Source organism: Gordonia malaquae (assembly GCF_037148075.1).
Lineage (GTDB): Bacteria > Actinomycetota > Actinomycetes > Mycobacteriales > Mycobacteriaceae > Gordonia > Gordonia malaquae.
This window is the reverse complement of sequence record NZ_JBBCUB010000004.1, coordinates 331,165-351,826: the sequence shown is the minus strand read 5'-3', so window position 1 is coordinate 351,826 and position 20,662 is coordinate 331,165. Positions and strand designations below refer to the sequence as shown.

Below are 20,662 nucleotides of genomic sequence, written 5' to 3'. Positions count from 1 at the left end.
TAAGATACGCAACTGAGTCTAAAGAGGTTTCATGAGCACTCAGACGCTCGACGCGATACCTGCCGAAGCCAAACGGGTGGCGGTCGCCGTCATCGCCGGGCTGATCGCACCGATCCTGGACACCACCATCGTGACCATCGGCTTCGATCGCCTGGCCGCGGCGATGTCGGCATCCGTCGACACCATCGGCTGGACCAACACCGGCTACTTGCTCGCACTCGCTGTCGCGGTTCCGCTCGCCGGCTGGTCGGCGTTGCGATTCGGATCTAGGACGGTGTGGCGGACCGGTCTCGCAGTGTTCCTGCTCGGGTCGGTGCTGTGCGCGTCAGCTTGGAACATCCACGCGCTCATCGTGTTCCGCGTGCTCCAAGGCCTGGGTGCAGGATTGCTGTTCCCGTTGATGACGTCCGTACTGGTGGCGGCGAGCGGCGGGCGTGCCCTCGGCCGACTCGTAGCGATGGTGAGCGTCCCCACCGCCCTCGGCCCGATTCTGGGACCCGTCGTCGGCGGCGTCATCCTCAACTGGCTGGATTGGCGGTGGCTGTTCCTCGTCAACGTTCCGGTCTGCCTCATCGCGCTCGCGCTTTCCGGTCGGATTCCGGACGACCGGTCGCAGAGCCGGACACCGCTCGACTGGGTCGGTCTGATGCTGCTCGCGCCGGGACTCGTGGGTGTGCTTCTCGGCTTGTCCAACGTTCACGCGGGGTTCGTTCGGGCAGACGTGCTGATCCCGGCGACCATCGGCCTGGTCCTGCTCGCGGGCTTCGTGGTGCGTGGCCTGAATCCCCGTCGCCCGATGCTCGTCGACGTGCGGGTGCTCGGACGACGAGCGGTCGCATCGTCGTCCGTCGCACTGTTCTTCTTCGGCGTGACGTCGTTCGGCGCCATGCTGGCGCTGCCGCTGTACCTCCAGCAGATCCGTGGAGAATCGGTCCTCGCCGCTGCGTTCGTCCTGGTCCCGCAGGGCGTCGGCGCCCTCGCCAGCCGGACGATCGGCGGCCGACTGACTGATGCGGTCGGCGCCAGGCGGGTCGCGGTCGCAGGTTTTGCGGTGGTTGCCGCGGCAACGATTCCTTTTGCACTTGTCGACGTCGACACGCCTCTCTGGTGGCTGATGACAGCGTTGTTCATCCGGGGTCTCGGACTCGGCGTGCTGCTCAGCCCGATCATGTCGGCGTCGTTCGTCGGGCTGCCATCGGACATGAAGCACGACGCGTCGATGGTCACGCGGACGTTCCAGCAGGTCGGCGGGTCGGTCGGGACCGCGATCGTCGCCGTTGTCCTCACTGCGGGGACGGCAGGCGCCGCCGGATTCCGTGACGCGTTCTGGTGGACGGTCGTCCTGACCGCCGCCGGTGCGCTGCTCGCACTGCGGATGCCGGGAACATCCACGCCGGCACCGGCGTTGCAGAAGACTGATTGAGTCATTCTGTTTTGGAGGCGCTACGCACATGCAGGTCGAGATCTGGACCGACGTCAACTGCCCGTTCTGCTACCTCGGAAAGAAGCGCTTCAACGACGCTCTCGCCGAGTTCGATGGACGCGAGTCGGTCTCCGTCACTCACCGTTCGTTCGAGCTCGACCCCACGATTCCCGCGGGAACGTCCGGCAGCGTGGTGGAGCACCTGGCACAGAAGTACGGTCGTACGCTGGAGCAGGCTGCCGACGGCGAACGGCAGCTCGGTGCCGCGGCGAATGAGGCGGGCCTCGAGTACGTGACGTCGGGCCGGGACTACGGCAATTCGTTCGACATGCACCGCCTGCTGCAGTGGGCGGCTCAGCTCGGCCGTCAGGAGCAGATGCTCGACGCGCTGTACGTCGCGAACTTCGCCGAGCAGGCTCCGCTGTTCGGCGACGATGACAGGCTCGTGCAGGTCGCGACGGGTGCGGGCTTCGATGAGGCCGCAGTCCGCGAGGTGCTCAACGATCCATCGCGCTACGCCGACGAGGTCCGACGCGACGAGGCGCAGGCCCAGGAGTTCGGCGTCGGCGGTGTCCCGTTCTATGTCTTCGATCGCAAGTATGCGGTGTCGGGGGCGCAGTCGTCGGAGGTGTTCGCGCAGGCTCTGGCGAAGGCGTGGGCGGATCGTCCGGGGCCGACGCTCATCGCTGACGGCGATGCGTGCGGGCCAGACGGCTGCGCTGTCCCACAGAACTGACACACCCAAGAAGTAGAACGCGTTACAGTTCGCTGTGTGGCGCGCATGACCAAACCCCCTGACGACACCGGACGAGTGATTCTCGGGCTCGACGCAGCCGAACGAGCCGAGCGTCGACGACAGCTGCTCTTGGACACGGCGCTCGAGATGTTCGCCACGGCCGGCTTCGCCGGCACGACCATCGAAGCCCTGTGCCAGACCGCACTGGTTGGCAACAAGGCCTTCTACGAGCATTTCCGCAACAAAGAAGAGTGCTACGTAGCGCTGTTGCAGCGGTGCACGGAACGGACGTTCACCAGGGTCGTCGAGGCGATCCCGGACGACGACGTCGACGAGGAGACGACGACTCGGGCACTCGTCGGCGCGCTCGCCCACGCGCTCACCGACGATCCACGCGTCAGCATCGTCACGTTCGGCGTCGCAGGCGGAATCACGGTTCGGATCGACAAGCTTCGTCGCGAGAACCGGCGCGGTGCGTCGAGCCTGGTCGTCTCGACTTGGGAGCGATCCGGCGACGACCTGCCCGAGAACGTCGGGGCGATCGCCCTCGCGGTGATCGGCGGCCTGTTCGGCCTCATCGGCGACGAACTCGATCGTGTCGACTACCGACCGGATCCGTCCGCCGTCGATGAGCTGATCACCAACATGGGCGATTTTGTGCTCGCCGTCCGCCGCGGAATGCACTGACCGATTTGTAGATCGCGCGAGTGGTACCGCTCGGCATGACCGATGCTGGTGAGGACCTCGGCGGCGCTCAGCGGTACCACTCGCGCGAGGCTACGGCGCGACGTCGATGTACTCGGCGAACCCATACTGGTCGTGCGGTCCGATGACCGCGAACTCGAACAGTCCGTCCCCGCTGACCACGGCATCGCCGTCCGTGTACGTGAACGTCGCGTAGTGGTCGATCGGGCAGAACATCTTCATGGTCGGGTCCAGTTCGGACACCTTGTTGCGGACGGCTTCGACCTTCTCGTCGCCCTGCCACATCCCGTGTCGCCAGTCCTGTTCCAGGCCGTAACCGGTCCCGAAGCCGATGAAGTTCGCGACCTTCGGTTCGCAGCGCACCGACGTCGACTCCCCGGACGGCTTCACAAAGCGCAGGGTGGCGCCGGACGGTTCCCGCCCCCCGGAGACGAACTCCACCTCGTGCTCCATCCGACCGAGCCATTCCGGTTCGCGTGTCGGATCGTTCCACACGCGGCGGGCGTCGCCCATGATCCGTTCGCCGGTCCGTAGTTCCTGCACGATCACGACGATCGAGTAGTCGGCGAAACGCATCACCGAGTAGATCCAGAAGAACGACGTCGCGTCGGTCTCGGCGGCACGGCGCCCGGGCGGCTCGGCCTCGCCGACGGGACGCACACCCCACGACCGGTCACGGTTGCCTCGCCAGGTGTCCGGCTGGACGTCGAAGTCGTCGCCGTCGACGGTGAGCGACCCCGTCCACCGGCCGGTCTGCACGAACCGCATGGTGTCGAACGTGACGCGCTCGAGTTGGCGCTGGTAGTGACGCGGTTCGAGGGCGGCGGGGCCGTCGGCGTCGAAGACGAGATCGAACGAGACGTCGCCGTGCCCGGGCGCCAGCGACACGCGCAAGCGCTGCAGGCCGTCGAGCACCTCAACCTTCAGCGGTCCGACTGTCAGATCGTTCCGATTGTCTCCCAACGCCTTCGACGCGCGGACCACGATGTGCTCGTCGCCGTGGCGAACTACCGCGAACCCGTCGACGACGCCGAGGTTCGGGTACACGCCGAGCCCCACGATCAGCCACGGCTCGGCGCTGTCGCCGCGCATGTCGCCGTGGCAGTTGAAGTAGTACCGGTCGTAGAAGTTGCGATCGGACGTCCCGACGTGGCGGACCACCTCGGCGATCTGATGGATCGGGTAGTCGTCCATCTCGGACAGGGCTGAATGGCTCATGCTTCCTCTGTTCCTCGTGGGGTCCCCGAGCGCAGTCGAGGGGCGGAGTCGAGAGGCCAGTAGGTCCCGGCCATCATGGCTTCCACTGTGGCGCGGTGCAGGATCATGTCGTCCGGATCGGCCGGTTCGGCGGCCTGCCCGAAATGGATTGCCCGACAGTTGATGCGGAACATGATGACGGCGTGCACCAACGCCGAGTAGGTGATGTAGAAGTCGAGGTCACGCGGGGTGTGGCCGGTGCGACGCTCGTACTCGGCGGCGACGTCCTCGCGGCTCAGGAAGGTCGGCAGGCCCTCGAGTGTGGCGAGCTCCGCGAGGTCTTGGAAGAACCTGTGGATGAAGATCATCCACGCGATGTCGAGTTCGCGGGGCCCGACGGTCGCCATCTCCCAGTCGAGCACGGCGACGGGCGCGAAGTCGCGGTACATGATGTTGCCGATGCGGGCGTCGCCCCAGATGAGCACCGGGTCGGATTCCTCGGTGGGGAAGTTCTCCTCCACCCAGGCGAAAGCGCGCTCGATCAGCGGCGCGCCTGCGCGACCCTGCGAGGCCCAGTCGTAGAACTCGCGGAGGCGGTGCACGTGTCCGCGCAGGGGCGTCTCGCCCGGGTTGTGCAGCGTGACGCCGACGGCGGGCAACGGCGCGGCGTGCACCGCGGCCAGCACGCCGACCGACTCCGACATCAGAGTGCGGCGCTGCTCGTCGGTCGCCTCGGACACCCACGACCCGAAGGTGTACGGCATCACGTCTGGGGGCACGATGCCGTCGACGCGTCCCATGACGAAGAAGGGGGCTCCGAGCGCATCCGGACTCGGCTCGGACCACCACAGGGTCGGAAGTGGGACGTCGGTGTGATCGGCGACGTGGCGGATCAGATTGAACTGTCCGTCGAGGTCGTACGACGGGAACACCGGGTCGCTGTCGGCCATCGGTGCCACTCGGACGACGAGGCTCTGCTCGACGCCTGCGATGCGGGCCGTGGCCAACAGCGTCTCGCTCGACATCCCGTTGGCCGACGGCAGTTCGACGGTCAGGACGGCGGCGTCGTCGCCCTCATGCGACTTGAGCCATGTGTCGAGTCGGTCGCGAAGCCATTCCGGGTCGCGCTGGGATTCGCTTGGGCGCGCTACCTGCGCACTCTCATCATCTGTGATCGGGGACACATGCGAATTAGAACAGGTTTTATGCCAATCTGTCGAGGTTCAGGTGGCACGATTTTGCTCTTTCCGGCGTTAACTTAATGGTGGTAACTTAATCGCGATAACAGTGATCGAACGAAGTCAGGAGGTCGACGTGCTGGCACGGATGACCGAACGGATCCTTTCCGCTCCACGCGCGGTCCTCGCCGTCGCTGTCGTGATCCTTGCGCTCTGTGCCGTGTACGGCGCGGGGGCGGCGGGGAAGATGCTCGCCGGAGGGTACGAAGACCCCGGTTCGGAGTCGACTCACGCGAACAACGTTCTCCGGGACACGTTCGACCGCGGCGGGATGCAGTTCGTCGTCAAGCTCGACGGCGCGCCCGGCGTCGACATGACGGTCGACAAGAACTCCATCGCCACGCGGGACGAGATCCTCGCGATCTTCGACGGCAAGTCCGTCGCACGTGGCGGATACGTGCAGCAACTTGTCCTGACGGTGTGGAACTCGCCGAATCTCGCCGGTGAGCTGCTCAGCACCGACAAGTCGTCCACTCAGATCGTGGCGTCCATCGCCGGCGGCGACGAGCATGCGCCCAAGAACGCAGAGGAACTCCGCGACCTGCTCGGTGGTGAGCGGCACGGCGTGCGCATTCAGACCGGCGGAATGGCGCTGGTCTACGGCACGATCAACAAGCAGACGAGCAAAGACCTCGCCGTCGCCGAGGCCATTGCCATCCCGATCAGCTTCCTGTTGCTCATCGTCATCTTCGGAGGCGTTGTCGCGGCATCACTCCCGGTACTCGTCGGCGGTGCGGCCATCGTCGGCACGCTCGCGCTGCTGCGGGTCATCGCAGGCTTCGCCGACGTCTCGATCTTCGCGCTCAACCTCACCACCGCGATGGGTCTTGCGCTCGCGATCGACTACACCCTGCTCATCGTCACCCGCTACCGCGAAGAGGTGTCGAACGGACGGGACCGTCGCGCCGCGATCATCCGGACCATGGACACCGCTGGACGCACGGTCGCATTCTCCGCGGTCACCGTCGCGCTGTCGTTGGCGGCGCTCGCGATCTTCCCGATGTACTTCCTGCGGTCCTTCGCGTACGCCGGAGTCGGGGTGGTTCTCGTCGCGCTGATCGCGGCGCTGGTGCTGACTCCCGCGTTGCTGATGGTCCTCGGCGACCGTGTCGACGCATTGAACGTCCGCAAGGCATGGCGCAAGCTGAGGCGACGGCCGGTCGATCCGGCGGCAGACCAGGCGCGAGCAACCGCGCCGATCGAGGAGTCGGGGTGGTACCGGGTGTCGCAGGCGGTGCTGCGACGTGCTGTCCCGGTGGCGATCGTCGTGCCCGTCCTGCTGCTGATCCTCGGCGCGCCGTTCCTGTCGCTGAAGTTCGGATTTCCCGACGAACGGGTGCTTCCGAAGGACGCGAGCGTGCACTCGATGGCCGACGAGACGCGTGCCGAGTACGCGCAGGAACCGGGTGCTACCGCGATCGCGGTGGTCGAAGGCGGCGTCGCCGAGGCGGAGTTGAAGAGCTACGTGGCCGACCTCTCGAAGGTCGACGCGGTCGCGGCCGTCACCTCGCCGGTGGGAACGTTCGTCCAGGGGAAGCCGGTGGCACCCGGCGACCCGGCCGACTCGGTCGGGGGAGTCGCGCTCGTGAGCATCGCAACCGACGTGGAACCGATGGGCGACACCGGCCAGGACCAGATCGAGGCGCTGCGCGCCGTGGACCGGCCCGCGGGGTCGACGGTGTCGTTCACCGGGCTTGCCGCGGTCAACAACGACGTGGTGAGCGCGATGTTCCACTACCTGCCGTGGGTGCTGATCATCATCGCCGTCGCGACCTACGTACTCCTGTTCCTGTTCACCGGCAGTGTGTTCCTGCCGCTCAAGGCGCTGGTCTTGAACATTCTGTCGCTGTCGGCGACGTTCGGCGCGATGGTCTGGATCTTCCAGGAGGGGCACCTCGGCGGCTTCGACACCACGCCGCAGGGTTATCTCGTGGCGACGATGCCGATTCTGATGTTCTGCATCGCATTCGGGTTGTCCATGGACTACGAGGTGTTCCTCCTCGGACGTATCCGCGAGGAGTGGCTCAAATCCGACCGGACGAAGGAGGCGAACGACCACGCTGTCGCCGTCGGCCTCGCCCGCACCGGTCGCGTCGTGACCGCGGCGGCACTTCTCATGGCGATCGTGTTCGCGGGGATCGCGGCGTCGGAGGTGTCGTTCATGCGGATGTTCGGCGTCGGTCTGACACTCGCGGTGTTGATGGACGCGTCGATCATCCGGATGCTGTTGGTGCCGGCGTTCATGCGGCTGGCCGGCCTGTGGAACTGGTGGGCGCCCGCGCCGCTCCGCAGACTCCATGATCGGATCGGGTTGAAGGAGGAGTGATGACCGACAACGTGTCGCGCCCGCGGTCTCCCCGTGGCGCCGGGGATCAGCTCGCCGACGAGATACTCGATGCGACCACCGACCTGCTCATCGAGATGGGGAGTGCGCATGCGGTGTCAATCCGTGCCGTCGCGCAGCGAGTCGGCGTCACGCCGCCGTCGATCTACCTGCACTTCCAGGACAAGGACGAGTTGCTCGACGCGGTCTGCGCCAATTACTACGAGCGGTTCGACGACGTGATGATGGCGGCGGCCGAGGGCATCGACGATCTGTGGCACCGAGCCGTCGCGCAGGGGATTGCGTATGTGCGGTTCGCGATCGAGAACGACGTCGTCTTCCGCACCACGTTCTCGCGGGTCACCCGAGCGGGGGAGCCGAGCCTCACCGACGAGGTGCTGCTGTCGTCGGCGTTCGGTCACATCCGGGAGACCATCGAAGAGGCGATGGCGGCGGGACTGATAGCTGAAGGCGATCCGGTCGCGGTGGTGATGCAGGTGTGGTCCGTTGCGCACGGCGTCGCGTCGCTGATGGTCACCAAGCCGGGTCTGCCGTGGGGTGACGATCTGGCGACCGCCGAGGCGGCGATGCGCGCCGTCTGCTCCGGCTTGAGTCAAGTACCGGTAAAGTGGGAACCAATCGGCTTCGACGTTCGTTGAACTGATCGAACCAGTCGTGGAAAGCACCCATTCGTCTAAGGAGCGGACAGTGCGAGAGAGCAGCAACCCGATCATGCGGGGCGTTGTCAAAGACAACAAGCAGCAGAACGCAGGTGGATACGCCACGTTCGGCACCGGGATGGCCGGTGCGGGCCAGGGCGCGATGACCTACGGCCAGCAGCAGTACAACCAGCAGTACACGCAGCCGGGTTACCAGCCGCAGGCCGGTACTCGCCCGATGACCATCGACGACGTCGTCACGAAGACCGCGATGACGCTCGGCACGGTCATCCTGTTCGCGGTAGCCACATACTTCGTGATCAGCGGTCGTGACACCGTCGACGCGCAGATGTCGATCGCTGCGCCGATCATGGGCGTCGGCGCCATCGGCGGCCTCGTTCTGGTCCTCATCGCGAGCTTCGGTCGCAAGCAGGACAACCCGGCGATCGTTCTCGCGTACGCGGCCTTCGAAGGCCTCTTCGTCGGTGCGATCTCGTTCGTCTTCGGCAATCTGACGATCAGCGACACGTCCGCAGGCGTCATGATCGGCCAGGCGGTGCTCGGCACGCTAGGCGTGTTCGTCGGCATGCTCGTCGTCTACAAGGTTGGCGCCATCCGCGTCACCCCGCGCTTCACCCGCATGATCACTGCGGGCATCTTCGGTGTCCTGGTGATGGTCATCGGCAACCTGGTCGTCGGATTCTTCAACGGCGGCACCGGTCTCGGCCTGCGCGACGGTGGCCCGATTGCGATCATCTTCTCGCTCGTCTGCATCGGCCTCGCGGCGTTCTCGTTCCTGATCGACTTCGATTCGGCCGACGAACTGATCCGCGCGGGCGCTCCGGCGAAGGCGTCGTGGGGCGTTGCACTCGGCCTCACCGTGACCCTGGTCTGGCTGTACGTCGAGATCCTGCGTCTGCTCAGCTACCTGAACAGCGACTAGTCACGGACTGACTCATCTCAACCGTCGCCCCGGCTTCCCTCATGGAAGCCGGGGCGACGGCTTTTTTTGTGCGTCGTGGTCAGAGCAGCAAACCGATGGCGACCAACAGATAGAACACCGAGATCGCCACGATGAACACCCGCTCGGCGATGCCGAACAGGCGTCGTCGAAGTGGAGTGACCAGGGCCACGACCAGCACGATCAGCGACACCAGCGCCACGATGTGCAGGGCGGAGGCGACTGACGCCGCCGTGCCGCCGACAGCGTCGGACATCCATCGGCTGAAGTTCCCCGTCAGCGAGTAGGAGATCGCGAACCAGGTGATCGCCAACACGTAGTGAAGCCTGCCGATCGTGGTGACGGCGGCGCCCTGGAGATCGGTCGGCGCCAGCGGCAACACCGCGAAGACGGCGGCGAGGGCGAGGAGTAGTGCGGTGGCCTGCCCTTTGTCCGACCACGCGGGAAGCCCAGTCCACACGGCGGCGGCCAGGGCCGCCCAACCGGCGGCGGTCACGACCGTCATGGCGGTCGAAAGACCGCGCGTCGGCCCGACTGCGTAGTCGCTGACCGCGTGCCGCACCGGATTGTACGAGCGGCCGACCACGTGCAGTGCGGCGAAGATGATCAATCGGACGGTGAACGCGACGGCGGCCACCACGGCGAGAGCTGTGCTCATTTCTGATCCTCCGAGGTTCGGAGCGCATTGTGCAACGCGCGGATGGTGTGGGCGAGCTCCATCGGATCGAGTCCGATGCGGCGAGCGGTGTCGCCGAGTCCGTCGCCGACGAGTTCGTCGCACTCACGCCGGAGCGCGATGCCTTCAGGTGTGGCGGTCCAGTTCCTGGTGCGTCCGGATCCGTCTGGCGACACGTCGTGAACGAGGCCGGCCGCTTCGAGCTTGCGGACGATGCCGCTCGACGCGGCGTCGCTCACTCCGACGGCGTGAGCCAGCTGGCGGCCGCTGATGCCGGGGTGCTCGTCGATGATGATCAGTGCGACGTAGCGGAGGTAGCCGAGATCCCTTGTTCGCAGGATCTCGTCGGCCTGGCGGTCCAGGGTTCGGACGAGGTCGTGAAGTTCGTAGGCGAGGTTCACAGCACTGATTTAACTAGTTAAATCACTATCTGGCAAGCCGCACCTGATAACTCGTTTGCATCGTTCGGGGGACGCGGGGTTTCCTTGTTCAGTGAATCGCAAGGACTACACCATCATCGGCACGTTGATCGTCGCGACTTTCGTGGTGATCCTCAACGAGACGGTGATGAGCGTCGCGCTCCCGATCCTCCAGACGGACCTGGGTGTCCCGCCGAGCCAGGGGCAGTGGCTGACCACCATCTTCATGCTGACGATGGCCGTCGTCATCCCGCTCACCGGCTTCCTGATCCAGATGTTCGGCACGCGGACGATGTTCCTCGTCGCGATGACGCTGTTCACCGTCGGCACGACGATCGCGGTCGTCGCGCCCGGCTTCGAAGTGCTGTTGGTGGCCCGCGTGGTGCAGGCGCTCGGCACCGCGGTGATGCTGCCGCTGCTGATGACCACGGTGATGACGCTCGTTCCGGAGGACCGCCGAGGCGTCATGATGGGCAACATCTCCGTCGTCATCGCCGTCGCGCCTGCGCTCGGTCCCACTATGTCGGGCCTGATCCTCGATCACCTCAGTTGGCGGTGGGTGTTCGGTGTGGTGCTGCCGTTCGCAGTCGTCGCGACGGCGGTCGGCGCGAAGTTCGTCGAACCGGTGGGTGAGCGGTCGTCGGCCCGCATCGACTACCTTTCGATCCCGCTGTCGGTCCTCGGCTTCGGCGGCCTGGTCTACGGCCTCGTCGCGATCGGCGAGGCGGCAGACGGCAAGGCTGCGATGCCGATCTGGATCCCGTTCGTCGTCGGCGCGATCGGGCTCGCGGCGTTCATCGGACGTCAGCTGCAGTTGCAGACCGACGACCGGGCTCTGCTCGACTTGCGCGTGTTCACCTCACGCTCGTTCTCGCTCTCAGTGGTCCTGGTGGTCGTCGCGATGGCGACCATGATGGGAACGTTCATCGTCGTCCCGCTGTTCGCGCACGAAGTACTCGGCATGAGCCCGCTCGCGACCGGTCTGATCACGCTTCCCGGTGGCCTCCTGATGGGCATATCGTCGCCGTTCATCGGGCGGATCTACGACCTCCGCGGCCCGCGGATCCTGGTGATCCCGGGAAGTCTGCTGATCGCGGGCGCCGTGTGGCTGATGACTCTGATCACCCCGGACACCTCGTTCTGGCTGCTCATGGGCGCCAACATGATCCTCTGCGTGGGTCTCGCGGCGACGTTCACCCCGCTGATGACGTTGAGCCTCGGCTCCCTCAAGCCTTCGCTGTACTCGCACGGCTCCGCCGCACTGGGTGCGCTGCAGCAGGTGGGCGGAGGCGCAGGCACCGCGCTGTTCATCACGATCATGACAGTCGTCGCACGTAATGGTGTCGACGCCGGCGACGCTGCGGACATCGCCATGACCGACGGAGTGCGGACCGTGTTCCTCGTCGCCGGATGCCTGAGCATCGTGGTCGTGGCGCTCGGACTCCTCGTGAAGGCGCCGAAGCCCGTGGAACACGAACTGGACGTCGAGCCGGTGCACTGACGCAGTCAGCTCACGCGGGGATCCGTCGCTCTCAGCTGGCGGATCAGGGTCTGCGCGTCGTGCGGACCGACGAGTCGTCGGCCGTTGACATAAAACGTCGGAACCGCTGTGATGTCCATCGCCTCGGCGTCGAGCATGTCGTCGCGAACTCGGGCCGACACCTCGGCTGAGGCGAGATCGTCGGAGAACTGGTCGACGTCGAGTCCGAGTTCCTCGGCCCGACGGATGATGTCGGACGGAAGCTGTCGATCCTGATCGGTCATCAGAGTCTTGCCGTACGCGAAGAACGCACCCTGGCGGGCGGCGGCCTCCGACGCCTCCGCGGCGGCGACGGCGTTGGGGTGATGATGTTCCAACGGTGCATGGCGCCACACGTAACGGAGCTCATCGCCGAGGGCATGCCGCACCTCGTCGATCGCGCCCGACGCGCGGAGGCAGAAGTCGCACTGATAGTCGCCGTACTCGACCATGGTGAGCGGTGCGTCGACCGGTCCGGCGATGTGATCGCGGCGAGGGTCGACCGGCCGAGCCAGCAGGTGCGACGCGTCGTCGGAGGGACGGAGGCGTTCGGCGACCCGGAAGATGACTGTCGCCAGTGCGAAGGCGAGGACCGATGCGATGAGGACACCGACGCGGGCCTCGTTCTGAGCGGCCGGATCGTCGATGGCGAGTTCGATGATGAACAACGAGATCGTGAATCCGATGCCGCAGAGGGCCGCGCCTCCGGCGATGCGATCAAGGGTGAGGCCGGGCCCGAACTCGCCGACGCCGAGCTTCTTCAGAACGGCGGACGAACCGAAGACGCCGACGAACTTGCCGACGACCAGGCCCACCACGACACCCCAGGTGAGCGGTGACCGAAGTGCTGCAGCCAGGATGTCGCCGTCCAGTCGGACGCCGGCGTTCGCCAGCGCGAACAACGGCAGGACGATGAAGGCGATGTACGGGGCGTACGCGAGTTGCAGGCGTTCGTTCACTGAGATCGACGACCTCAGACTGTTCGCCGCGGCTCGGGCGTACTTCGTGTTGGGGGACTGCTGGAATGATCGCGCCAGATCGAGCGCATGCTCCACCTGCCGACGATCCGGACGGTACACCGGCACCACCATCGCGACCGCGACGCCCGCCAGCGTCGGATGGACTCCGGATTCGAGGAAAGCAGTCCACACGACGAGCGCGAGAAGCGCGTATACCAGCGCCCGCCCCTGCGGCAGGTACCGGGTCGCGTAGACGCCTCCGAGCCCCGCCGCGGCGACGACGAGCGGCCACAGGGTGAGGTCGTCGGTGTAGACGCCTGCGATGATCGCGAGGGCGCCGATGTCGTCGACGACGGCGAGTGCCAACAGGAACACTCGAAGGCGTCCCGGCGCGGAAGGCCCGATGAGGGCGAGTGCGCCGACCAGGAACGCCGTGTCGGTCGAGATGACCACACCCCACGCGCCCGCGTGTCCGGTGCTCGACGCGATCACTGCGAACAGCACCGCCGGGATGACGAGGCCGGTGAGTGCGGCGATCACGGGGACCAGTGCACGCCGAGTGTTGGTGAGCTCGCCGATCGAGAACTCACGACGCACCTCGAGTCCGACCGAGAAGAAGAAGATCGCCATCAGGGCGTCGTTCACGATCGAGTGCATCGTGAAATCGAGCCGCGCGTCGCCGATGAACGCTCCGACCCTCAGATCCCAGAAGTCGTGATAGCTCGTGTACGACACGTTGGCCCAGACGATCGCAGCGAGTGTCGCCGTCAGGAGCGCGACGGCGCCGAGGCGTGCATCGCCCATCGATCGGATGCGTGCGGCGACCGACGGGCGGCACCCGTCGTCGGGTTCGGTGGGGTCCGGTGATCGGGTCGTGATGGTGAGGAACTGTGCGGACCGGACCTCCGGCATCGGGAGATCGGATCGATCGCGTCGTCCCATCAGCCGTCCTCGAGCGCTCGGGCGATCATGTGCAGCGCGGCGGTGGTCGCGAGACGACGCACGGAGTCGCGGTCGCCGGGGAACTGCCTGGTGACGGTGACGGTGTCCCGCCCGGCGATCGACAGGCCGAAGCAGACGGTGCCGACGGGTTTGCCGGGGCGCTCGCCGCCGGGACCGGCGATGCCGGTGGTGGAGACCGCGATGTCGGAGCCGATCACTTCGCGAGCGCCGTCGGCCATGGCGGCGGCGACGGGTTCGCTGACGGCACCGAGTTCGTCGATCAGGTCGGCGGGCACGCCGAGGACACCGGTCTTGACGTCGTTCGAGTACGAGACGACGCCGCCGAGCATGTAGGCCGACGACCCGGCACGATCTGTGAACCGCGCGGCGACGAGACCGCCCGTGCACGATTCGGCGGTTGCGATCGTTCGCCCGTTCAGCCGTCCGACGAGAACGTCGTCGATCGTTGAGGCGTCGGTGGAGAAGATGCGCTCACCGTGTCGGGCCAGGAGCAGATCCTGCAGGCGGTTGTAGATGCTCGCCGCGTGGCCGTCGAATCGGCTGACTATTTCGAGTTCCCCGCCTCGCATGCAGGTTGTCACTTCGACGCCGGCGAGGTCGGGCACTTCCGACTCGGCGTCCTGCAGAGTGACTGCAAGATCGGGCTCGGACAATCCGTACGCGCGGATCGTCTTCTGTTCGTGGAGAACTCGCCCGGCGATCGCGTCGACGATCGGCGCGGTCCGGACGGCGACAGGCCACATCGCCTGCAATTCGTGGGGCGGCCCGGGGAGCACGAGGACGGCCGGGAGCGTGTCCGACGACGGCACTGCGACCCCGGGTGCGGTACCCGACGGAGGAATGGCCTGCGCTCCAAGTGGCACGAGCGCCTGTTTGTCGATTGCGGCTTCCAATGAAGAGGGGAGCGCAATGCCGTCCGGCACTTGCCGCCACGTGCGGATCACCGTCTCGATGGTCTGCCGCATCGCCGGATCCTGCTCGAGCGGGCGATCGAGGAATTCGGCGACAGTGGCCACGGTCAGGTCGTCGGCGGTCGGTCCGAGGCCTCCGGTCGTGACGATCAGGTCGACCCCCTCGGACGCGAGGAATCGCAGCTGCGCGAGAAGATCGGCAGGCCGGTCGCCGCACACCGTCAGATGGACGACGTCCACACCCAGATCGGCGAGTCTGGCGGACACCCACGGGCCGTTCCGGTCCGTGATCCACCCGCTCAGAACTTCGGTGCCAGTGACGACGATCCCCGCGCGTGTACTCACGGTGATGAGAGTACGCGCGCGGGGATCGTTGCGCTGTTCGCTACTGGAGCGGGTCAGCCGAGGCTGAACGGCTTGCCGTAGGTGGTGACGTTGCCCTTGAAGGTGTCGGTCGAGACCTGGACCTTCACGAGCGCACGAGCCGAGGCGTGGCCTGCGCAGCCGTCGACGCCGAAGCGCTCCTGGCTGTAGGCGAGGCCGCCACGGCCGTTCGCGAAGCTGATGCTGTTGACATCTTCACCGTCGACCGATGCCTTGATGATCGGGTAGAACCCGGCCTCGCCGGGGCCGAGGTTGAAGCCGCCGGTGCCCGAGGCGCCTTCGAGCGACGGGCTGTCGAGTGCGATGTCGCCGGTACCTGCACCTGCGTCGGCACCGAAGTTCAGCTGGCAGCCGACGAGGTAACCGGCCGTGATGGTTGCGCCTTCGATATCGCCCGTGGTGCTCACGGCGATCTTGCCGGTGACCCATGCCTCGCGGCTCGTGGGGATGTTGGTGACGGCGCGCGAGACACGGACCGACTCGTCGTAGAGACGGATCGTGATGCCGTTGCCGTCACCGAGGTTCTTGTGCTTGAACGAGCCGGGCAGCTTGCCTGCGTCGGCGTGGCCTGCGGCGACGCCGGTGAAGGCCATTGCTGCGGCGCCGACGACACCTGCGACGGCGAGGATGCGGGAGTTCTTCTTCATGATCTGTGAGTCCTTATGCAGAGTCGTCGGGGTCAGGAGAGGCTGAAGGGCTTGCCGTACAGGGTGGACTGCACGAAGCCGCTGGCGCCGGAGATCGCGCCGTCCTCAGCGGTGAAGCCGTCGGCCGCGAGGACCTGGACCACCGAGCGAGCCGAGGCGTAGCCGCCGCACTGCTCAACGTTGATCTGGAAGGAGTCGACCAGGACGGTGCCGTGGCCCTTCTTCAGCGACAGTCCGTCGCTCTTGATGAACTTGACCTCGCCCGGCTTCAGCGGGACCGAGAGCGAACCGCTCAGCGTGGGAGCGCCGGCCGAGATGGTGCCCGACAGTCCGCCTTCGAGTCCGGTGATGTTGATCTGGCAGCCGACGAGGTACCCGACGGTCAGCGAGCCGGTGCCCTTGCTGAGCTTGGCCGAATATGTGCCGGAAACGGCGGCCGAGCGGCCTGCTCCGTTGTTGGCGACGGACACCTGCGGGCGGACGCTTTCACCGGTGCGCGAGAGCTTGACGACCTGGCCGTCGATGCCGGTGGTGGTCTTGCTGCCGCCGGGCAGACGAGCGGCGTCTGCGTCTCCGGTCGACGCGATGACGCCGGTCGCAGCGACTGCGAGTGCAGCCGACGCGACGGCTGCGCGCCGCACGAACGAGGTGGTCTTGACGGTCATCCAGGGCTCCTACATGTGGGGGTAAGAAATTCTTCGGACGTGACATTAGCGGATCGATGCCCCGTGTCGCAGGGAAAGATTCACTGTGAACTTAGGTAACACTAAGGTCGGATGCGTGCCAAGCTGGGCATGTTGATTTCCCGTAACCCGCATGACCCCGCCGTGTTGCATTCTGTCGTCCGAATGGCCGAATTGTCTCGGATTATGTGAAAAACATAAGCGGAACCGCGAATCACAGGTGTTACATCCACATGGCTGTGAGTTCAGTCACCTCGTCTCGTTCCGTGGGATGCTCGACATTCGAATACGCGATTTCGGGCATAGAAAAACGGGCGGCCCCGGATTGCTCCGGCGCCGCCCGCTTGGGGTTCGTTCAGGTTCAGCTGAGGCGCTCGAGCACCATCGCCATGCCCTGGCCGCCGCCGACACACATCGACTCGATGCCGAACTGCTTGTCGGAGGTCTGCAGGTTGTTCAGCAGGGTGGTGGTGATGCGCGCACCGGTCATGCCGAACGGGTGACCCAGGGCGATCGCGCCGCCCGAGACGTTGAGCTTGTCGTGGTCGATGCCGAGTTCGTTGGCCGAACCGAGCACCTGGACGGCGAACGCCTCGTTGATCTCGAACAGGTCGATGTCGCTGACTCCCATGCCCGCGACGCGCAGTGCCTTCTTGATCGCCTCGATCGGGCCGAGGCCCATGATCTCCGGCGACAGGCCGGTGGCGGCCGTCGACACGATGCGAGCCAGCGGGGTCAGGCCGAGTTCCTTGGCCTTGACGTCGCTCATGATGACGAGCGCGGCGGCGCCGTCGTTCAGCGGGCAGGCGTTGCCTGCGGTGATGGTGCCGTCGGGGCGGAACACCGGGTTCAGCTGCGAGATCTTCTCGTAGGTGGTGCCTGCGCGCGGGCCGTCGTCCGTCGACACGACCGTGCCGTCGGGGAGGGTCACGGCGTCGATCTCACGCGCGAAGAAGCCGCTGTTGATGGCCGCCTCGGCGCGGTTCTGGGACAAGACGCCCCAGCGATCCTGGTCCTCGCGGGAGATGCCGGTGTAGGTCGCCACGTTCTCGGCGGTCTGGCCCATCGCGATGTAGACGTCCGGGATGAGTCCGTCTTCGCGGGGGTCGTGCCACGCGCCTGCGCCGCCCTCTGCGGTCTTCGCGGTACGAGCCTGAGCCTCGTCGAACAGCGGGTTCTTCGAGTTCGGCGCGCCGTCGGCGCCGCCCGAGATGCCGAAGCTCGAGACGCTCTCGACACCTGCCGAGATGAAGACGTCGCCTTCTCCTGCCTTGATCGCGTGCAGCGCCATGCGCGTCGTCTGCAGCGACGACGAGCAGTAGCGGTTCACGGTCACGCCGGGAACGTGGTCGAGGCCGAGCTGGACGGCGACCGAACGGGCGATGTTGTAGCCGCCCTGTCCGCCGGGCTGGCCGATACCGAGGTGGATGTCCTCGATCAGAGTCGGGTCGAGCGAAGGAACCTTCGCCAGTGCCGCGGCGATCATCTGCCGGGCGAGTTCGTCGGGTCGGACGTCCTTGAGGGATCCCTTGCCTGCGCGCCCGATGGGCGAACGAGCATGGGCCACAATCACTGCTTCTGCCATGAGCGCCAGGATACGCGAACGTGTTCCAGTTCAAGACAGTTACGGTCATGTATCGGGCCGGTACGCCGCAATCGTCCGCGAGGTGGGACGATGGACTCATGCGCATCGCCAATCATGTCGTGGACCTGGTCGGAAACACTCCGCTCGTCAAGCTCAACTCGGTCGTCAAGCCGGGATCGGGCCTGGTCGCAGCGAAGATCGAGTACCTGAACCCCGGCGGCAGTTCCAAGGACCGCATCGCCACCCGGATGATCGACGCCGCCGAGAAGTCGGGCGAGCTGAAGCCGGGCGGCACGATCGTCGAGCCGACGTCCGGCAACACCGGTGTCGGACTCGCACTCGTCGCGCAGCAGCGCGGCTACAAGTGCGTGTTCGTCTGCCCCGACAAGGTGGCCGAGGACAAGCGGAACGTGCTGCGCGCCTACGGCGCCGAGGTCGTCGTCTGCCCGACCGCCGTCCCGCCGGAGCACCCGGACAGCTACTACAACGTCTCGGACCGTCTCACTCGTGAGATCCCCGGAGCGTGGAAGCCGAACCAGTACGCCAACCCGGCGGGCCCGCAGAGCCACTACGAGACGACCGGTCCGGAGATCTGGCGCGATACCGACGGCAAGGTCACGCACTTCGTGGCGGGTGTCGGCACCGGCGGAACCATCACCGGCACCGGTCGCTTCCTGAAAGAGGTGTCCGACGGCGGCGTGAAGGTCGTCGGCGTCGACCCCGAGGGCTCGGTGTACTCCGGCGGATCGGGGCGTCCGTACCTCGTCGAAGGCGTCGGTGAGGACTTCTGGCCCGCCGCCTACGACCCGACCGTGCCGGACGAGATCATCGCCGTCTCCGACTCCGACTCGTTCGAGATGACTCGTCGTCTCGCCCGCGAAGAAGGACTGCTCGTCGGCGGCTCGTGCGGCATGGTGATCGTCGCCGCACTCGAGGTCGCCGAGCGTGAGGGGCCCGATGCAGTCGTCGTCGCGCTGCTGCCCGACGGCGGCCGCGGCTACTTGTCGAAGATCTTCAACGACGACTGGATGAGCAGCTACGGCTTCCTCCGCACCCCGCTCGGCGGCGGCGACGTCCCGCAGTCGAACGTCGGCGACGTGCTGCGTGGAAAGACGGGCAACCTGCCGGACCTCGTTCACACGCACCCGCAGGAGACGCTGCGGGACGCCATCGAGATCCTCCGCGAATACGGCGTCTCGCAGATGCCCGTCGTCGGTGCCGAACCGCCGATCATGGCAGGCGAGATCAACGGCGCGGTGACCGAACGCGACCTGCTCAGCGCCGTGTTCGAGGGCCGGGCGAGTCTCGCCGACCCGGTGTCCGCGCACATGGGCGAGGCGTTCCCGCTCATCGGCTCGGGCGAGCCCGTGTCCGCCGCGATGAAGGCGCTCGGCGAGTCCGACGCCCTGATGGTCGTCGACGAGGGCAAGCCGATCGGCGTCATCACACGCCACGACCTTCTCGCTTTTGCCAGCACCCACCCGATCGCCCCCAACCTGATCACCGCAGTGCAGGAGGACTGAACCACATGACCGACCACGGATTCTCGACCAAGGCCATCCATGCGGGCTGGGATCCCGATCCGCAGACCGGTGCCGTCAACGTGCCGATCTTCGCGTCGTCGACGTTCGCGCAGGACGGCGTCGGCGGTATGCGCGACGGCTTCGAGTACGCGCGCACCGGCAATCCGACTCGACGTGTTCTCGAGGCGAACATGGCGGCCATCGAGGCGGGCACGTACGGCCGCGGCTTCTCGTCCGGCATGGCCGCGACCGACGCCCTCCTCCGTGCGACCCTGCGTCCGGGTGATCACCTCGTCATCCCGAACGACGCCTACGGCGGAACGTTCCGTCTGATCGACAAGGTGTTCAGCCAGTGGGGGATCACCTACTCGGTCGCGCCTGTCGTCGACCCGGAGGCCGTCGCCGCCGCGATCAAGCCCAACACCAAGCTGGTGTGGATCGAGACCCCGACGAACCCGCTGCTCAACGTCGGCGACATCGCGGCACTCGCGGACGTCGCTCACGCGGCGGGCGCGAAGCTCGTCGTCGACAACACGTTCGCGACGCCGTACCTTCAGCAGCCGCTGACGCTCGGCGCGGACGTCGTCCTGCATTCGACCACCAAGTACCTCGGTGGGCACTCGGACGTCGTCGGCGGAGCCCTCGTCACCAACGACGAGCAGTTGGACTCCGACATCGCGTTCCTGCAGAACGGCGCGGGCGCCGTCCCCGGCCCGTTCGACGCGTACCTCACGATGCGCGGCATCAAGACTCTCGCCGTTCGCATGGACCGCCACAGCGACAACGCGGAGAAGCTCGTCGACTTCCTCGTCGCGCACCCGAAGATCAACACGGTGCTGTACCCGGGCCTGGCAGGCCATCCGGGCCATGAGGCGGCGGTCAAGCAGATGAAGCGCTTCGGCGGCATGATCTCGGTCCGCGTGGCGGGCGGCAAGCAGGCCGCCCTGGACTTCTGCGCGAAGACCAAGATCTTCACGCTCGCCGAATCCCTCGGTGGGATCGAGTCGCTCATCGAGCATCCCGGTGCCATGACGCACGCGTCGACCGCCGGTTCGCTCCTCGAGGTGCCGGACGATCTCGTCCGCCTCTCGGTGGGCATCGAAGACGCCGACGATCTCCTCGCCGACGTCGATCAGGCTCTCGCCTGACTA

The 20,662-nt window shown here is 66.4% G+C and carries 18 protein-coding genes; 9 read left to right on the top strand and 9 right to left on the bottom strand.

Annotated features, from left to right (window positions below):
* The first annotated feature begins 31 nt into the window (after positions 1 to 31).
* The 3 genes from WFK36_RS16085 to WFK36_RS16075 are packed head-to-tail and all read left to right on the top strand — an operon-like array spanning position 32 to position 2,846.
* Positions 32 to 1,423, top strand: coding sequence for a DHA2 family efflux MFS transporter permease subunit (locus WFK36_RS16085; RefSeq protein ID WP_336792877.1), 1,392 nt, complete (start codon positions 32 to 34; stop codon positions 1,421 to 1,423).
* Positions 1,424 to 1,451: 28 nt separating this feature from the next.
* The gene (locus WFK36_RS16080) at positions 1,452 to 2,159 is read left to right on the top strand and encodes a DsbA family oxidoreductase (protein WP_336792876.1); all 708 of its coding nucleotides are present in this window, start codon (positions 1,452 to 1,454) and stop codon (positions 2,157 to 2,159) included.
* A gap of 45 nt (positions 2,160 to 2,204) precedes the next feature.
* The gene (locus WFK36_RS16075) at positions 2,205 to 2,846 is read left to right on the top strand and encodes a TetR/AcrR family transcriptional regulator (RefSeq protein WP_336792875.1); all 642 of its coding nucleotides are present in this window, start codon (positions 2,205 to 2,207) and stop codon (positions 2,844 to 2,846) included.
* Between the two features lie 90 nt (positions 2,847 to 2,936).
* Here WFK36_RS16075 and WFK36_RS16070 read toward each other — a convergent pair whose 3' ends face one another.
* Together WFK36_RS16070 and WFK36_RS16065 are read right to left on the bottom strand one after the other, a co-directional pair.
* Complete coding sequence (locus WFK36_RS16070; protein ID WP_336792873.1) at positions 2,937 to 4,082, bottom strand: Rv3169 family protein; 1,146 nt, start codon at positions 4,080 to 4,082, stop codon at positions 2,937 to 2,939.
* Positions 4,079 to 5,245: a phosphotransferase family protein gene (locus tag WFK36_RS16065; protein ID WP_336792872.1), complete on the bottom strand. Its 1,167-nt coding sequence runs from the start codon at positions 5,243 to 5,245 to the stop codon at positions 4,079 to 4,081. Before WFK36_RS16065 ends, WFK36_RS16070 begins: the two co-directional genes overlap by 4 nt.
* 130 nt (positions 5,246 to 5,375) lie before the next feature.
* On the opposite strand from WFK36_RS16065, the gene WFK36_RS16060 reads away from it, so the two are divergent.
* Genes WFK36_RS16060 through WFK36_RS16050 form a run of 3 tightly spaced genes read left to right on the top strand, consistent with a single transcriptional unit; the run spans position 5,376 to position 9,224 of the window.
* Positions 5,376 to 7,625 carry an MMPL family transporter gene (locus WFK36_RS16060; protein ID WP_336792871.1) on the top strand — a complete coding sequence of 750 codons (2,250 nt, stop codon included), beginning with the start codon at positions 5,376 to 5,378 and terminating at the stop codon, positions 7,623 to 7,625.
* Positions 7,625 to 8,281 (top strand): TetR/AcrR family transcriptional regulator, encoded by a 657-nt coding sequence (locus WFK36_RS16055; RefSeq protein WP_336792869.1) that lies wholly within the window; start codon positions 7,625 to 7,627, stop codon positions 8,279 to 8,281. Before WFK36_RS16060 ends, WFK36_RS16055 begins: the two co-directional genes overlap by 1 nt.
* 49 nt (positions 8,282 to 8,330) lie before the next feature.
* Positions 8,331 to 9,224, top strand: a complete 894-nt coding sequence (locus WFK36_RS16050; RefSeq protein ID WP_008379647.1) for a Bax inhibitor-1/YccA family protein — start codon at positions 8,331 to 8,333, stop codon at positions 9,222 to 9,224.
* Positions 9,225 to 9,303: 79 nt separating this feature from the next.
* On the opposite strand, the gene WFK36_RS16045 is transcribed toward WFK36_RS16050, so the two are convergent.
* Both WFK36_RS16045 and WFK36_RS16040 read right to left on the bottom strand, forming a co-directional pair.
* A complete protein-coding gene (locus WFK36_RS16045) occupies positions 9,304 to 9,900 on the bottom strand; it encodes a DUF998 domain-containing protein (RefSeq protein ID WP_336792868.1) in 597 nt (198 codons plus the stop codon).
* Entirely contained in the window at positions 9,897 to 10,319 is a 423-nt protein-coding gene (locus WFK36_RS16040; RefSeq protein WP_336792867.1) for a MarR family winged helix-turn-helix transcriptional regulator, read from the bottom strand. Before WFK36_RS16040 ends, WFK36_RS16045 begins: the two co-directional genes overlap by 4 nt.
* A gap of 91 nt (positions 10,320 to 10,410) precedes the next feature.
* Between WFK36_RS16040 and WFK36_RS16035 the strand changes: the two genes are divergently transcribed.
* On the top strand, positions 10,411 to 11,838 hold the full coding sequence (locus WFK36_RS16035; protein ID WP_336792865.1) for an MDR family MFS transporter: 1,428 nt from the start codon (positions 10,411 to 10,413) through the stop codon (positions 11,836 to 11,838).
* A gap of 5 nt (positions 11,839 to 11,843) precedes the next feature.
* Here the strand turns inward: WFK36_RS16035 and nhaA are convergent, their stop codons facing one another.
* The 5 genes from nhaA to WFK36_RS16010 form a co-directional block, all read right to left on the bottom strand.
* Positions 11,844 to 13,757, bottom strand: a complete 1,914-nt coding sequence (gene nhaA / locus WFK36_RS16030; RefSeq protein ID WP_336792864.1) for a Na+/H+ antiporter NhaA — start codon at positions 13,755 to 13,757, stop codon at positions 11,844 to 11,846.
* The gene (locus tag WFK36_RS16025; protein WP_336792862.1) at positions 13,757 to 15,034 is read right to left on the bottom strand and encodes a competence/damage-inducible protein A; all 1,278 of its coding nucleotides are present in this window, start codon (positions 15,032 to 15,034) and stop codon (positions 13,757 to 13,759) included. Before WFK36_RS16025 ends, nhaA begins: the two co-directional genes overlap by 1 nt.
* A gap of 53 nt (positions 15,035 to 15,087) precedes the next feature.
* Positions 15,088 to 15,720 carry an MspA family porin gene (locus tag WFK36_RS16020; protein WP_336792860.1) on the bottom strand — a complete coding sequence of 211 codons (633 nt, stop codon included), beginning with the start codon at positions 15,718 to 15,720 and terminating at the stop codon, positions 15,088 to 15,090.
* A 32-nt stretch (positions 15,721 to 15,752) separates the two neighbouring features.
* Complete coding sequence (locus WFK36_RS16015; protein ID WP_336792859.1) at positions 15,753 to 16,385, bottom strand: MspA family porin; 633 nt, start codon at positions 16,383 to 16,385, stop codon at positions 15,753 to 15,755.
* Between the two features lie 379 nt (positions 16,386 to 16,764).
* Entirely contained in the window at positions 16,765 to 17,988 is a 1,224-nt protein-coding gene (locus tag WFK36_RS16010; RefSeq protein ID WP_008379663.1) for an acetyl-CoA C-acetyltransferase, read from the bottom strand.
* Positions 17,989 to 18,086: 98 nt separating this feature from the next.
* On the opposite strand from WFK36_RS16010, the gene WFK36_RS16005 reads away from it, so the two are divergent.
* On the top strand, positions 18,087 to 19,511 hold the full coding sequence (locus WFK36_RS16005; protein WP_008379666.1) for a cystathionine beta-synthase: 1,425 nt from the start codon (positions 18,087 to 18,089) through the stop codon (positions 19,509 to 19,511).
* Between the two features lie 5 nt (positions 19,512 to 19,516).
* A complete protein-coding gene (locus WFK36_RS16000; RefSeq protein WP_336792857.1) occupies positions 19,517 to 20,659 on the top strand; it encodes a cystathionine gamma-synthase in 1,143 nt (380 codons plus the stop codon).
* Positions 20,660 to 20,662 lie beyond the last annotated feature (3 nt).

What these genes read in the sequence shown, in the direction of transcription:
- WFK36_RS16085 (WP_336792877.1), top strand. Translation starts at nt 32, where the DNA reads ATGAGCACTCAGACGCTCGACGCGATACCTGCCGAAGCCAAACGGGTG.
- WFK36_RS16080 (WP_336792876.1), top strand. Translation starts at nt 1,452, where the DNA reads ATGCAGGTCGAGATCTGGACCGACGTCAACTGCCCGTTCTGCTACCTC.
- WFK36_RS16075 (WP_336792875.1), top strand. Translation starts at nt 2,205, where the DNA reads ATGACCAAACCCCCTGACGACACCGGACGAGTGATTCTCGGGCTCGAC.
- WFK36_RS16070 (WP_336792873.1), bottom strand. Translation starts at nt 4,082, where the DNA reads ATGAGCCATTCAGCCCTGTCCGAGATGGACGACTACCCGATCCATCAG.
- WFK36_RS16055 (WP_336792869.1), top strand. Translation starts at nt 7,625, where the DNA reads ATGACCGACAACGTGTCGCGCCCGCGGTCTCCCCGTGGCGCCGGGGAT.
- WFK36_RS16045 (WP_336792868.1), bottom strand. Translation starts at nt 9,900, where the DNA reads ATGAGCACAGCTCTCGCCGTGGTGGCCGCCGTCGCGTTCACCGTCCGA.
- nhaA (WP_336792864.1), bottom strand. Translation starts at nt 13,757, where the DNA reads ATGGGACGACGCGATCGATCCGATCTCCCGATGCCGGAGGTCCGGTCC.
- WFK36_RS16020 (WP_336792860.1), bottom strand. Translation starts at nt 15,720, where the DNA reads ATGAAGAAGAACTCCCGCATCCTCGCCGTCGCAGGTGTCGTCGGCGCC.
- WFK36_RS16015 (WP_336792859.1), bottom strand. Translation starts at nt 16,385, where the DNA reads ATGACCGTCAAGACCACCTCGTTCGTGCGGCGCGCAGCCGTCGCGTCG.
- WFK36_RS16010 (WP_008379663.1), bottom strand. Translation starts at nt 17,988, where the DNA reads ATGGCAGAAGCAGTGATTGTGGCCCATGCTCGTTCGCCCATCGGGCGC.
- WFK36_RS16005 (WP_008379666.1), top strand. Translation starts at nt 18,087, where the DNA reads ATGCGCATCGCCAATCATGTCGTGGACCTGGTCGGAAACACTCCGCTC.
- WFK36_RS16000 (WP_336792857.1), top strand. Translation starts at nt 19,517, where the DNA reads ATGACCGACCACGGATTCTCGACCAAGGCCATCCATGCGGGCTGGGAT.